Raw genomic sequence first — 13,150 nt, forward strand, 5'->3', positions numbered from 1 at the left:
ATGCTCGCCTACATCGTCCGCCGTCTCGCGCTGATTCCGCTCACCCTGGTGGGGATCATCACCCTCAACTTCTTCATCGTCCAGATCGCGCCCGGCGGTCCGGTCGAACAGATGCTGGCCCAGATCCAGGGAACGGCGGGGGATGCCACAGCGCGTATCTCCGGCAACACGGGGGGGGAAGCGGGCGGAGGCGGCGGCGGCGACGGGAACGGCGCCTATCAGGGCGCGCGCGGGCTGGATCCCGCCTTCATCGCCGAGATCGAGAAGCAGTTCGGTTTCGACAAGCCCCTTCACGAGCGCTACATCACCATGCTGGTGAACTACGCCACGTTCGATCTGGGCGAGAGCTACTACCGCAGCACCGGCGTGCTGGCGCTGATCTGGGAAAAGATGCCGGTTTCGGTGTCGCTGGGGGTGTGGTCCACGCTGATCATCTATCTGGTGTCCATCCCGCTGGGCATCGCCAAGGCGGTGCGCGACGGCAGCCGTTTCGACATCGTCACCAGTTGGGCGGTGATCATCGGCTACGCGGTGCCCGGGTTCCTGTTCGCCATCCTGCTGATCGTGCTGTTCGCGGGCGGCCGCTACTTCGACCTGTTCCCGCTGCGTGGGCTTGTCTCGGACAACTGGGCGGACCTGTCCTGGCCGCACCGTGTCCTCGACTACCTCTGGCACCTGACCCTGCCGGTCACCGCCATCGTCATCGGCGGCTTCGCCAGCCTGACCATGTTGACCAAGAACGCCTTCCTGGACGAGGTCAACAAGCAGTACGTGGTCACCGCGCGCGCCAAGGGGCTGACCGAGCGCGCGATCCTCTACGGGCATGTGTTCCGCAACGCCATGCTGCTGGTGGTGGCCGGTTTCCCGGCGGCACTGATCGGCATGCTGTTCACCGGATCGCTGCTGATCGAGGTGATCTTCAGCCTGGACGGCCTGGGCCTGCTGGGCTTCGAGGCCGTCATCAATCGCGACTACCCGGTGATGTTCGGCACGCTCTATGTCTTCACGCTGCTGGGTCTGGTGCTCAACCTGATCTCGGATTTGACCTATCACGTCATCGATCCACGCATCGACTTCGAAAGCCGGGAGGTATGATGCGAGCCCGTCACGCGACCCAGCCGCCGCCGTCCCCGGGAGGCGCCCGGCCCGTGCCATCCGACAGGACCACGAGCCCGCCGATCGGTCGGATCCGGTCAGGCTCCTCCCCCACGCCACGCCGGCGATTGGGCGGGCCTTGGACATCGCACGTGACGGTTCAGAGTGGATGGAACGGGTCTATGAGCGCATGAACGACAGTGGTGTGCTTTCCGCCTCCGACAGCGGTGTCGCCGACACCCGACCGCCCCCGCGGGACCGGTTGGGGCCGCTCTGGCGCCGGCGGCTGGCCAATTTCCGCGCCAACCGGCGGGGCGTCTGGTCGCTCTGGATCTTCCTGGTGCTGTTCGTCGTCAGCCTGTTCGCGGAACTGATCGCCAACGACCGCCCCCTGCTCGTCTGGTACGATGGCGCGCCCTATGTGCCCGTCCTCGCGGACTATCCCGAAACCACCTTCGGCGGCGACTTCCCCACCCTGACCGTCTACCGCGACCCCTTCGTGGCCGGCCTGATCGCAGACAAGGGCTTCATGGTCTGGCCGCCGGTGCGCTTCTCTTACCAGACCGTCAACCAGGATCTGCCGGTTCCGGCACCCGCCCCGCCCAGCGCCGAGAACTGGCTGGGCACCGATGACCAGGGCCGAGACGTGTTCGCCCGGCTGCTGTACGGCTTCCGGCTGTCGGTGCTGTTCGGGCTCACGCTCACGCTGGTCTCGTCGGTGATCGGCGTCGCCGCCGGCGCGGTCCAGGGCTACTTCGGCGGCACGCTGGACCTGCTCCTCCAGCGATTCATCGAGATCTGGTCGGGCCTGCCGCAGCTGTTCATCCTGATCATCGTCTCCAGCGTCTTGATTCCCGGGTTCTGGACCCTGCTCGTCGTGCTGATGCTGTTTTCCTGGACCGCGCTGGTGGGCGTGGTGCGCGCCGAGTTCCTGCGCGCGCGCAACTTCGATTACGTGCGCGCCGCCCGCGCGCTGGGCATGTCCGACGCCGGGATCATGGTCAAGCACGTGCTGCCCAACGCCATGGTGGCCACACTCACCTTCCTGCCGTTCATCCTGGCCGGGTCCCTGGTGGCGCTGACTTCGCTGGACTTCCTGGGGCTGGGGTTGCCGCCGGGCGCGCCCTCGCTGGGTGAGTTGCTGCGCCAGGGCAAGGACAACCTCCAGGCCCCATGGCTGGGCATCACCAGTTTCATGGTCATCGCCGTCACCCTCACCCTGCTGGTGTTCGTCGGCGAGGCCGTTCGCGATGCCTTCGACCCGCGCAAGGGGGTCCTGTGATGACGGACGACGTGGTCCTGGAGGTCCGCGACCTGGCCGTCACCTTCGGCCGGGGGCCGCGCGCGGTGGAGGCCGTGCGCGGCGTGTCGTTCTCCATCCGGCGCGGCGAGACCCTGGCCCTGGTGGGCGAAAGCGGGTCCGGCAAGTCGGTCACCGCCCTGTCGGTGCTCCGCCTGTTGCCCTATCCCCGCGCCCATCACCCGTCCGGCTCCATCATGCTCGCCGGGCAAGAGATGCTGACGGCCCCGGACGCGCTGCTGCGTCAGGCGCGGGGCGACACGGCCTCGATGATCTTCCAGGAGCCCATGACCTCCCTCAATCCCCTGCAGGCCATCGGCAAGCAGGTGGGAGAGGTGGTGACGCTGCATAAGGGCCTGACCGGCGCCGCGCTGCGGGCGCGGGTGATCGAACTGCTCACCCTGGTGGGCCTGCCCGAGGCCGAGCGCCGCCTGGGCGCGCTGCCCCACGAGTTGTCCGGCGGCCAGCGTCAGCGCGTCATGATCGCCATGGCGCTGGCCAACGAACCCGACCTGCTGATCGCCGACGAGCCCACGACGGCGCTGGACGTGACCATCCAGGCCCAAATTCTCGACCTGCTGGCGGACCTGCGGGATCGCTTCGGCATGGCGGTGCTGTTCATCACCCACGACCTCGGCATCGTGCGCCGCGTCGCCGATCGGGTGTGCGTGATGAAGGCCGGCGAGATCGTCGAGGCCGGACCGGTCGCCGACCTGTTCGACCACCCCACGCATCCCTACACCCGGGCGCTGATGGACGCCCAACCCCAGGGCGCGGTTCGGCCGCCGCCCGGGGACGCCGCGCCGGTGATCGCCACCACCGGCCTGAAGGTCCACTTCCCCATCCGCAAGGGCGTGATCCGCCACACGGTCGGCCACGTCAAGGCGGTGGACGGCGTTACCCTGACCGTTCACGAGGGCCACACCCTGGGCGTGGTGGGCGAGAGCGGATCGGGCAAGACCACCCTGGGGCTGGCACTGTTGCGGCTGATCTCCTCGGTCGGACCGGTGACCTTCCAGGGCGGCCGCGTCGACGGGATGTCCTGGCGCGCCATGCGCCCCTTGCGCCGGCAGATGCAGGTGGTGTTTCAGGATCCCTACGGGTCGCTCAGCCCGCGCCTGTCCATCGGCCAGATCGTCGGCGAGGGGCTGGCCGTGCACCGCATCGGCGCCGACGCGGCCGCGCGCGAGGCCATGGTCATCGACGCCCTGCGCGAGGTGGGCCTGGATCCGGAGACCCGCCACCGCTACCCGCACGAGTTCTCCGGCGGCCAGCGCCAGCGCGTGGCCATCGCCCGGGCGCTGGCGCTCAAGCCTCGCTTCCTGGTGCTGGACGAGCCCACCAGCGCCCTTGATGTCTCGGTGCAGGCGCAGATCGTGGACCTGCTGCGCGACATCCAGGACCGCCACCGGCTGGCCTACCTGTTCATCAGTCACGACCTGCGGGTGGTGCGCGCGCTGGCCGATGACATCCTGGTGATGAAGGATGGCGTGGTGGTCGAGGCCGGCCCCGCCGCCCGGGTTCTGGATGCGCCGGAAACGCCCTACACGCGAGCGCTGATGGCCGCCGCCTTCAACCTGGAGGTCCGGGACAATGGGCGGACGGAGAGCGGGACGGGGGGCGGGACGGGGGGCGGCTGACGCCCCCCTCCTCTGGCCCCTTACCGCCCGGCCATCATGGCCGGCACATCGTCCTCGACGGAGGCGATGGGGCGAAGGCCGAAAGTCTCCACCAGGGTCGTGGTGACCGCCGGCGACAGGAAGCCCGGCAGGGTCGGCCCCAGGCGGATCCCCTTGACGCCCAGCGACAGCAAGGCCAGCAGGACGGCCACCGCCTTCTGCTCGTACCAGGCGATGTCATAGGAGATGGGCAGGTCGTTGATGTCGGCGGCGCCCATCACCTCCTTGAGCGCCAGGGCGACCTTCACCAGGGAGTAGGAATCGTTGCACTGTCCGGCATCCAGAACCCGGGGAATGCCGCCGATCTCCCCCAGATCCAGCTTGTTGTAGCGGTACTTCGCGCAGCCGGCGGTCAGGATCACGGCGTTCTCGGGCAGGGCGCGCGCGACCTCGGTGTAGTACGCCCGGTCGCGGCGGCGCCCGTCGCACCCGGCCATGACCACGAACCGACGGATGGCGCCGGACGACACCGCGTCCACGACCGTGTCGGCCAGGGCCAGAACCTGGGCATGCCCGAAGCCGGCGGTCACGGTCCCGGTCTCGATCGCCGTCGGCGGCGCGCAGGCGCGCGCCTGGGCGATCAGGGCGGAGAAGTCCTTGGTGCCATCGTCCGGTCGATCCGCCACATGGACCGCGCCGGGATAGCCCACGGCGCCCGTCGTGTAGAGGCGGGACAGATAGGTGTTGTCTCGACGCGGCGGGACCAGGCAGTTGGTGGTCAGAAGGATGGGGCCGTTGAAGGACTCGAACTCGCTGGTCTGCTGCCACCAGGCGCCCCCGTAGTTGCCCACCAGATGGGGATGGCGGCGGAAGGCGGGGTAGGCATGCGCCGGCAGCATCTCGCCGTGGGTGTACACGTCGATACCGGTGCCGGCGGTCTGCGCCAGCAGGTCCTCCAGATCCTTCAGGTCATGACCACTGACCAGGATGCCCGGATTGGCGCCGACACCGATGTTGATCCGCGTCATCTCGGGATGGCCGTAGGCGGTCGTGTGCGCCTCGTCCAACGCCGCCATGGCGCTCACGGCGACGGCGCCCGCGCGCATGACCAGATCGACCATGGCATCGCGCGACAGATCCCGGGTGGTGGACGCCAGCGCCTCGACGATGAAGGTATCAACCTCCCGGTCTTCCCGGCCGAGGGCGGCGGCATGGGCCGCGTAGGCGGCGATCCCCTTGACGCCGATCACCAGCAGCTCCCGCAGGGAGCGGACATCCTCGTCCACGGTCGACAGGATGCCGACCGCCTGACCCTTGGCCACGAACGCGGCGCGCGGACCGCGCCATGTGGCGGCCTCCGGGGCATCGACACGTGGCGCCATGCCGGGCGCCATGCCGGGCGCCATGCCGGCCGCCAGACGGTCGCGGCGGTCCAGGGCATCCTCGATCAGCGCCTCGAAGCGGTCGTTCAACCAGTTCACGTTGGTGATGGTCGCGAACAGGGCCTCACGCAGGAAGGCGTCATGAGACCGGTCGGGTGTCCCCCGCGCCGCCAGTTGATCCAGGTGCCACGCCAGCCCGCGCAGGCTGAACAGCAGCAGATCCTGAAGGCTTGCCGTCTCCTCGGGCTTGCCGCACACCCCCTTGACCGTGCAGCCCGACCGCGACGACGTTTCTTCACACTGGAAGCAGAACATGACCCCTAATCCCTTCCCTGACCGTTTCGACGTTCTCCAACGGATCCGCTAAATCCGCATTTGATGTGCCAAAATAGGTCGTCAAAATCAGTATTGTAAATGCCTATTTTGTCCGGACGGACACGCCCTGGGCGTTCGATTTCGGGGACACGGAGAACGTCGCGCCGTCCGGCCGGGAGTCTCCTGTCTCGGGAGATCCGTCGGCTCGCCACGCTCGCTCGGATCGAAGACATGCCATACTGTCCACACAGCCTTCATCCCGAACGTCCCAAGGGGGCGGAGGGGTGTCCACCGGTGACGCGCGCCGCGGTCGGCCTGGCGAAGCCCATCCCGACGCCATCCTAACGCCTATGGGTAACGCTCCCATGCGTCTGACCACCTTTACCGACTTCGGACTGCGAACCCTGATGCGTCTGGCCGGGGAGCCGGACCGCCTGTTCACCACCGACGAAGTGGCGCGGGAGTTCCGCATTTCCCGTCATCACCTGACCAAGGTCGTGCGCAATCTGGCGCAGGCCGGGTTCATCGTGACCCGGCGCGGCGTGGGCGGCGGGTTTCAACTTGCGCGCCCGGCATCGGCCATATCCCTGGGAGAGGTGGCGCGCGCCCTGGAAGGGCACCATGCCTTGGTGGAGTGCTTCGATCCCGACGGCGGCGCCTGCACCCTGACGCCCGGCTGTCGCCTCAAGGGACGGCTGGCGGCGGCGCGCGAAGCCTTTTTCCTTGAACTGGACGCGACCCGCCTGATCGACTGCGCCTATCCGCCGCCCCGGCCGCAGGCGGATCCCTGACCCAAGGACGGGCCGGATCCGCGCGGTCCCGGTTTCCCCGCGCCACGGGACGCACTCGGCCTTTGCCCCGTCCACCGGCAAGGGTAAGCTACGCGCGGTTGCCCCCCGCCTACCCGTCTGCCCCCTGGCTCGCCGCCGTGATCCAGCCGGGTATCGCCGATGTCGTCCGCCGCCGGGAGCGGGGTGCGTCCCCCCTCCTCCTGTTGATCGCCAAGCCGGAACCCCAGTCTCATGAGTTCAGCCTCCCTCGATACATCCCCGCCGGTTCGCGCCCTCCTGGACGGACCGTTCTGGTTCATCCGCCACGGTCAGAGCACCACCAACGCCGAGGATCTGGTCGCCGGCTGGCTGGACGCGCCGTTGACCGACCTGGGGCATGCCCAGGCCGCCGAAGCGGCCGACGCCCTGGCCGCCCTGCCGCTGGCGAGCGTCGTCGTCACCGGCCTCATCCGCACCCACCAGACCGCCGCGCCCCTGATCGAGCGCCTGGGCGCGCGCCTGACGCCGATCATCGAGCCCGGCCTGAATGAACGGAACTGGGGGGACCTGGAGGGCAAGACCCTGGATCTGCGGCCCGGCACCTTCTACGACCCGCCGGGCGGCGAGACCTGGGACGAGTTCGCGGACCGCATCTGGGCGGCGGCGGCGGCGCTGCGCGTGCCGGCGCCCGCCCTGGTGGTCGGCCATTCGGGCACGTTCCGGGCCCTGCTCTACAAGCTGGGATTCGGCAAGGTGAAGCCGGCGGTGGGCAACGCGGCGCCGGTGCGCTTCGTGCCGATCGATCCACCACCGGACGGACGGCCGCCATGGCGCTTGGAAGACCTGGACGGCACGCCGATCCCGATCAAGCCGGTCAAGGACTCCGCCGCATGACAGACGCCCACGAAGCCGGGTCGCTTTGGCGGCGGCTGGCCACCCTGCCACCGCCGCTGGCGACCCTGGTGGCCCTGGGCGCGATGATCCTGCTGTCCAGGACGGGTCCCGGACCGCTCCTGACGCCCTGGCCCTGGACCATCGCCGGCATGGCCTTGATGGGCCTGGGCCTGATCCTCGGCGCCGCCGCCACCCTGACGTTCATGCGGGCCGGGGCGACGCCGCGCCTGTTTCACGGCGGATCGCGCCTCGTCGAGGCCGGACCGTTCCGGCTGACCCGCAACCCCATGTACCTCAGCCTGGTGATCACGCTCGTCGGCACGGCCCTGGTGATGGGCCATCTGACTCCGTGGCTGGGACCGGTGGCGCTGGCCCTGTGGCTGGACCGGATGTTCGTCCCGCGCGAGGAAGCGGTTCTGGCGGCGCACTTCGGCGCCGACTGGGACGCTTACCGGCGTCGCGTCCGCCGCTGGATCTGACCGCCGCCCCGAACACCACCCAGGCCGCCGCCGAGGGCCCGCCAGGCCCCCAGGCCCCATGCCGGGGTGGCCTCATGCGGCGGCGTCCGCCGGCCGCAGGCAGGCGAGCGCCGTCAGGTCGTCGCTCAACGGCCGCGACACCTTGGCGAAGAAGGGCTCCAGGAAGCGCGCCAGGGTGAACCCCTCGCCCTGCGCCACCGCCGACTCCGACAGCAACCGGCGCACGCCCTGCTTGCCCAGGTCGTCGCCGGTCTCCCGGCCACACTCCAGCAGGGCATCGCTGTACAAGAACAACAGCGAGCCCCGTGGGAAGGGCGCCGTGCGGGTGTCGTAGTCCACCCCCGACATCACGCCCAGCGGCAGCCCGGCCCCCAGGCCGGCGGTCACCGTGCCATCGGCCAGGGACACGAACAGCGGCGACGGCGCGGCGGCGGCGGCGTAGGTCAGGCAGTCGGCCTCCAGGTCCACCACGCCATACAGGGCGGTGGCGTACTGACCGGTGGACAGCAACCCCGACAGCCGGTTGTTCAGGCGCGTCAGGAACACCCCCGGCTGGTCCATGCCATCCACCATGTCTTCCAGCAGAGTGTGCAGGCGGAAGGTGTTGAGCGCGGCCGACACCCCATGGCCCGAGAAATCGACCATCCACAGCGCGATTCGGTGCTCGTCCAGCCCCCGCAGGCCGAACAGGTCGCCCCCCAGCTCCGACGAGGTCTCGAAATGGCTGTCCAGGCGCACCTGGAACCGCGCCTGGAGGTCGGTCAGCAGTTGTGGCGGCGGCAACAGATCCTGCTGCATCTCCCGCGCCGCCGTCAGGTCCTGGGCCAGGCGCGCCTTGAACGCCTCCAGGTCCTGGCGCGTGTCGCGCAGACGCGCATGCATGGCCGACAGGCGCATGTCGTTGGAGACACCCTCGGACAGATCGCCCAGCGAAACCGGCGCGGTCGTCTCGCCGGCCGTCTCGTCCTTGACCGGCGCGCGGCCAACCATGACCGTGGCCACCACCTGATTGCCCCGGCCCCGATACTCCAGCGCGTCGAAGCTCAGGTCGTGGGCCAGCGCGATCCCGCGTCCGTGGGTATCGAACACCCGCGTCGGGTCCATCTCCATGTAGCGCTGCCAGTCGAACCCCTCTCCCTCGTCGGTGATGGTCACCATCAGTCGGTCGGCATGGCGTTCGAAGGCCACCTCCACCAGCTTGGCCCGGTACTCCGGCCGGGCGAGGCGGTCGACCATCTCCTGCTCCATGCGCCGCTCTTTCAAGAGCACCGATTTCTCGTCATAGGTGATGCCGAGGTTGCCATGCTCGACCGCGTTGATCATCAGTTCCGACAGGCCGATGACCGCGCGCTGGGGATGGGGCATGGCCGACGCCAGGATCACCGACAGGTCGCGGCCCTCGCGCACGGTGCGGAACCGAAAGGTCCCCTCATGCATCAAGCCCAGGCCCTGCGTGCGCTGGTCGACGTCGCGCTGAAGGCTCCGGTATCGGGCGTAGTCCGCCACCGCCGAGGCGGTCACCGACAGCAGCACGGCGGGCTCGAACGGCTTGGTCAGGTAGTAGTACACCCCGGCCTTGATGCCCTCGATGATCTCCTGCTGGCTGTCGGCGGCGGTCTGCATGATGACCGGCAGGGCCTGAAGGGTGGGGGATGCCTTGATCCGCGCCAGCACCTCCATGCCGTCCATGTTCGGCATGCGCCGGTCGAGGAGAACCACGTCGAACCGCTGGCCCTCGCGCGACAGGATGTCCCAACCCTCGACACCGTCATGGGCCACCGCCGTCTCGTAGCCCATGGCTTCCAGTTGCCCGACCAGGAGGCGGCGGTTCAGGGCGTTGTCCTCGACGATCAAGGCGCGGGTGGCGGCCATCCGGTGGGTGTCCCTCTCGATTTCGGAGCGACGCGAGCCGACCGTCGCGGGCGACGGCACACGCGCCCGGCGCGGTCACGAACGGACCGCTGGCAATGGCGCGGGGCGGGGCAGACATCAGGCCCCGCCCTTTCCTCTCGACGGTGTCGGACATGACAATGGAAGACGCGGCCCGTTGACACGCGGCCCGGCGACACGAGCCCCGACCGGTACCGCGCCAGAGCCCCCCAGGGAGGCCGGACGCCCCCCAGACGTCTCCGGGGCGGCAGTCCCGGGCACCCGGACCGCACAGTCCGGACTCGGGCATCTCCGCCGGCCGAGGGGATCAGGGGGCGTGCTGAATGCTGAACAGGGTATCGAATCGGGCCAGTTCCAGAATCTCCCGCACGGATCCCTTAGGATTGGCCAGGATGACCTTGGCGCGCGCCTTCTCCGCCTGTTCGCGTAGCGTGAGCAGAAGGCCCAGCCCGGCCGAGTCCATATAGGTGAGGTCCTTGAAGTCCACCTCGATCATGCGCGCTCCGGATCCCACAACCTGCATCACCACGCGCTCGAACGCCGCCCGGTCGGCGTCAACCAACTGATCCGACAGGACCAAAACGGCTTTGTCGAGTTCGTTCCTGATTTCGTGCTTCACCGATCCATCTCCTTGGTCCTTGGCACAGGCCCCCACGCGGCAAGTCTCCGCGACCGTCGCCGGCCGATCAAGCCCGCTTGCTCACGAAGTTGTGGAAGGCTCGCACCTCGGCCTCGCTCATGTCCAGACGGATGTGCGTGCTCGCCGCCGTCTGGGCCACCACGACGCCGGACAGGTGCCCGATGCCCGGGATGTCGATGCCGAAGGTCTGACCCCGGTCGGCGGTCAGGGAGCGGTCCAGGGTGCCGACGCCGCTGGCCGCCACGTCCTGCAACAGGCAGGCGCGCCGCTGCCCGTCGCCCAGATCCACCGTCACGGCCAGGTTCAGGGTGCGCAGCGCGTTGGCCTCGCGGTCCGCCGCGCTGCCGGCGCGGATGATCCGCTCCAGGGCATCCTGCATGTGCTGGACCCGTTCCCGGACCTCTTCCGCCGATTGCCGCACGTCGCTCGCGTGCCGGCCCGTCGTCTCCGCTCGTCCCGACACCGCCGCGATGTTGTCGGACGCCTCCTGGGTGCTGTGCGCCGCCTGCTGGGCGTTCTGGCTGATCTCCCGGGTGGCGGCCGTCTGTTCCTCCACCGCCGCCGACACCCCGGTCGTGATCTCGTTGATCTCGCCGATCACCGTCACGATCCCCTGGATCGCCTCCACCGCCTCGCGGGTCGCCGCCTGCATGCCGCCGATCTGCTCGGCGATGTCGTCGGTGGCCTTGGCCGTCTGGGTGGCCAGGGTCTTGACCTCGTTGGCCACCACCGCGAAGCCCTTGCCGGCCTCGCCGGCGCGCGCCGCCTCGATCGTCGCATTGAGCGCCAGAAGATTGGTCTGCTTGGCGATGTCGCTGATCAGGTTGACCACCACGCCGATCTTGTCGGCCGCCTCGGCCAAACCCTGGATTCGTGTGTTGGTGCCCTCCGCCTGACGCGCCGCCCGGTGGGCGATGTCCGAGGCTCCGGACACCTGGCGGCTGATCTCGCCGATGGAACTGGACATCTCCTCGGCCGCCGCCGCCACGGCGTCCACGCTGGCGGAGGACTCCTGGGATGCCGCCGAGGCCGCGCCGGCCCCCTGCTCGGTGTGGTCGATGGCGTCCGTCATCTCCACCGACGCGTCATGCATGGCCTCGGTCTGCTGCTGGACGATGGCGATGGCGCTGCGCACCTCCTCGTCCAGCGCGTTGGTCAGCGCGAACATCTCGGTCTGGACCCGCCGCGCGTTGCGGCGGTGGGCGGCTTCCTGCTCGGCCTGCAGGGCCTCGATCTTGCGGCTGTTCTCCTTGAACACCTCGACCGCCGAGGCCATCGCCCCGATCTCGTCGCGACGATCCATCCCGGGGGTTTCCACCGAAAGGTCGCCCTTGGCCAGACGTCCCATCGCGGTGGTCATGGCCACGATCGGATTGCTGACCTGTCGCCCGGAGAACCAGGCCAACGCCACCGCGACACCCGCCACGACCACGGTCAGGGTCAGCAGTTTCCAGGTGATGTCGTTGACGTCCGCCAGGGCCGCCGCGCTGGGAATGTTGGTGACCACCGTCCACGTCGTGTCGGTGTGACCGATCTTCAGTGGCGACACGACGCGCAGCACCGGGATCCCGTCGATGCTGGTCGCCCGTTCGTCGATGTAGGATCGGCCGCCGTCGATGGCCGCCAGGACCGCGTCGCCAAAGCCGGCCTCGGCGGCCTTTCGCCCCACCACCTCCGGACTCCGGTCCGCCAGGATCGTACCGTTCTCGGTCACCAGCGTGACCCAGCCGGCGTCCATCGGCCGAATGGCCGCCAGGTCACGCTGGATGGACGCCAGCGCCACGTCCACGCCGGCGACTCCGACCACCTGGCCGCCATGATGGATCGGCACGGCCAGCGTGGTGATGAGAACCTCTTTCCCGCCGACGGGATACAGGTAGGGCTCGAGAATGGTCTCCCGGTTGCTGTTGCGCGGAATCAGGTAATAGTCGCCGGCTCCCGGCGTTTCGTAGTCCAGCAAAATGTCGCGCGCGATCGTTCCGTCGCTTCGGTACCAGTACTCCAGGAAACGGCCGGTGGCGTCATGGCCTTCGGTATCGGCGAAGGCGGCGTCACGCCCGTCCAGGGCATCGGGCTCCCAACCCGTCCACACCCCCAGCAACTCCTCATGCCCCTCCAGCAAGGCACGCTGGACGCTGGAGTACTGGCGACGATCGGTCACCTCGCCAGCGCGCATCGCCTCCAGGACGAGGGCATTGTCGCGGGCCACGGTAAAGGCGTCCTCCAGGTCGCGCTGGACGGTGTTGGCGGCGACGTCGGCCGCCTGGTTCGTGATTCTCATGGCGCCGTCGTGCAAGGCGGCGCGTACGAGGTAGAGGGCGGTCCCCGTCGCCAGAACCAGCGCCACCACGACCATGCCCGCGGCCACCACGCTGATCTGCGCCTTCAATCCCAGCTTTGTCATGAAGAAATCGCCCCTGATTGCTGTTCGGATCACGTCGGGAGACACCAAGGCGAGCGTCTCCACCGAACCGTGGTCCGGCATCCTACGATCCGAACGAGGTTCCGGACGGGTCCCTGACGCGGACCGCGCGATGTTCGGACTCGACTCTTCCTGGCTCGCCATGCTGCCTGGCGACTCCGTTCGACCGGGGCATCACAACTTATATGAGCGCTTTATAATAGGTTCGCCTCTTCGGATCACGCTCTGGATCCCGACAAACAAAACCGTTGCGTCGCCACGGCACTCAGTCCGAAGCGTACATGACTGAAAATCAGAGGCCAACACGGAAGGGTGTTACAAAAAGATACCCGGACTCACCAAAT

Annotated in this window: 10 protein-coding genes; 6 read left to right on the forward strand and 4 right to left on the reverse strand. The window is 68.7% G+C overall.

Annotation, left to right across the window (positions count from 1 at the left end; genetic code table 11):
- The 3 genes from GGD89_RS12305 (at position 1) to GGD89_RS12315 (ending at position 4,035) form a co-directional block, all read left to right on the forward strand.
- A complete protein-coding gene (locus GGD89_RS12305) occupies positions 1 to 1,095 on the forward strand; it encodes a microcin C ABC transporter permease YejB (protein WP_184045663.1) in 1,095 nt (364 codons plus the stop codon).
- Between the two features lie 169 nt (positions 1,096 to 1,264).
- On the forward strand, positions 1,265 to 2,377 hold the full coding sequence (locus GGD89_RS12310) for an ABC transporter permease (RefSeq protein WP_246423077.1): 1,113 nt from the start codon (positions 1,265 to 1,267) through the stop codon (positions 2,375 to 2,377).
- Complete coding sequence (locus tag GGD89_RS12315; protein WP_184045665.1) at positions 2,377 to 4,035, forward strand: ABC transporter ATP-binding protein; 1,659 nt, start codon at positions 2,377 to 2,379, stop codon at positions 4,033 to 4,035. Before GGD89_RS12310 ends, GGD89_RS12315 begins: the two co-directional genes overlap by 1 nt.
- A 20-nt stretch (positions 4,036 to 4,055) precedes the next feature.
- On the opposite strand, the gene hcp is transcribed toward GGD89_RS12315, so the two are convergent.
- A complete protein-coding gene (hcp, locus tag GGD89_RS12320) occupies positions 4,056 to 5,711 on the reverse strand; it encodes a hydroxylamine reductase (protein ID WP_184045667.1) in 1,656 nt (551 codons plus the stop codon).
- A gap of 365 nt (positions 5,712 to 6,076) precedes the next feature.
- On the opposite strand from hcp, the gene GGD89_RS12325 reads away from it, so the two are divergent.
- From GGD89_RS12325 to GGD89_RS12335, 3 genes are all read left to right on the forward strand, one after another.
- The gene (locus GGD89_RS12325) at positions 6,077 to 6,502 is read left to right on the forward strand and encodes an RrF2 family transcriptional regulator (RefSeq protein WP_184045669.1); all 426 of its coding nucleotides are present in this window, start codon (positions 6,077 to 6,079) and stop codon (positions 6,500 to 6,502) included.
- Positions 6,503 to 6,733: 231 nt separating this feature from the next.
- Positions 6,734 to 7,375, forward strand: coding sequence for a histidine phosphatase family protein (locus GGD89_RS12330; protein ID WP_184045671.1), 642 nt, complete (start codon positions 6,734 to 6,736; stop codon positions 7,373 to 7,375).
- Positions 7,372 to 7,854 (forward strand): methyltransferase family protein, encoded by a 483-nt coding sequence (locus GGD89_RS12335; protein ID WP_184045673.1) that lies wholly within the window; start codon positions 7,372 to 7,374, stop codon positions 7,852 to 7,854. The genes GGD89_RS12330 and GGD89_RS12335 overlap by 4 nt, the downstream gene beginning before the upstream one ends.
- A gap of 72 nt (positions 7,855 to 7,926) precedes the next feature.
- On the opposite strand, the gene GGD89_RS12340 is transcribed toward GGD89_RS12335, so the two are convergent.
- From GGD89_RS12340 to GGD89_RS12350, 3 genes are all read right to left on the reverse strand, one after another.
- A complete protein-coding gene (locus GGD89_RS12340) occupies positions 7,927 to 9,726 on the reverse strand; it encodes a SpoIIE family protein phosphatase (protein ID WP_184045675.1) in 1,800 nt (599 codons plus the stop codon).
- A gap of 325 nt (positions 9,727 to 10,051) precedes the next feature.
- Positions 10,052 to 10,363, reverse strand: coding sequence for an STAS domain-containing protein (locus GGD89_RS12345; protein ID WP_184045677.1), 312 nt, complete (start codon positions 10,361 to 10,363; stop codon positions 10,052 to 10,054).
- A gap of 67 nt (positions 10,364 to 10,430) precedes the next feature.
- Positions 10,431 to 12,788, reverse strand: a complete 2,358-nt coding sequence (locus GGD89_RS12350; protein WP_184045679.1) for a methyl-accepting chemotaxis protein — start codon at positions 12,786 to 12,788, stop codon at positions 10,431 to 10,433.
- Positions 12,789 to 13,150: the final 362 nt, after the last annotated feature.

It is taken from the genome of Roseospira visakhapatnamensis, assembly GCF_014197915.1.
GTDB classification, from domain to species: Bacteria; Pseudomonadota; Alphaproteobacteria; order Rhodospirillales; family Rhodospirillaceae; genus Rhodospira; species Rhodospira visakhapatnamensis.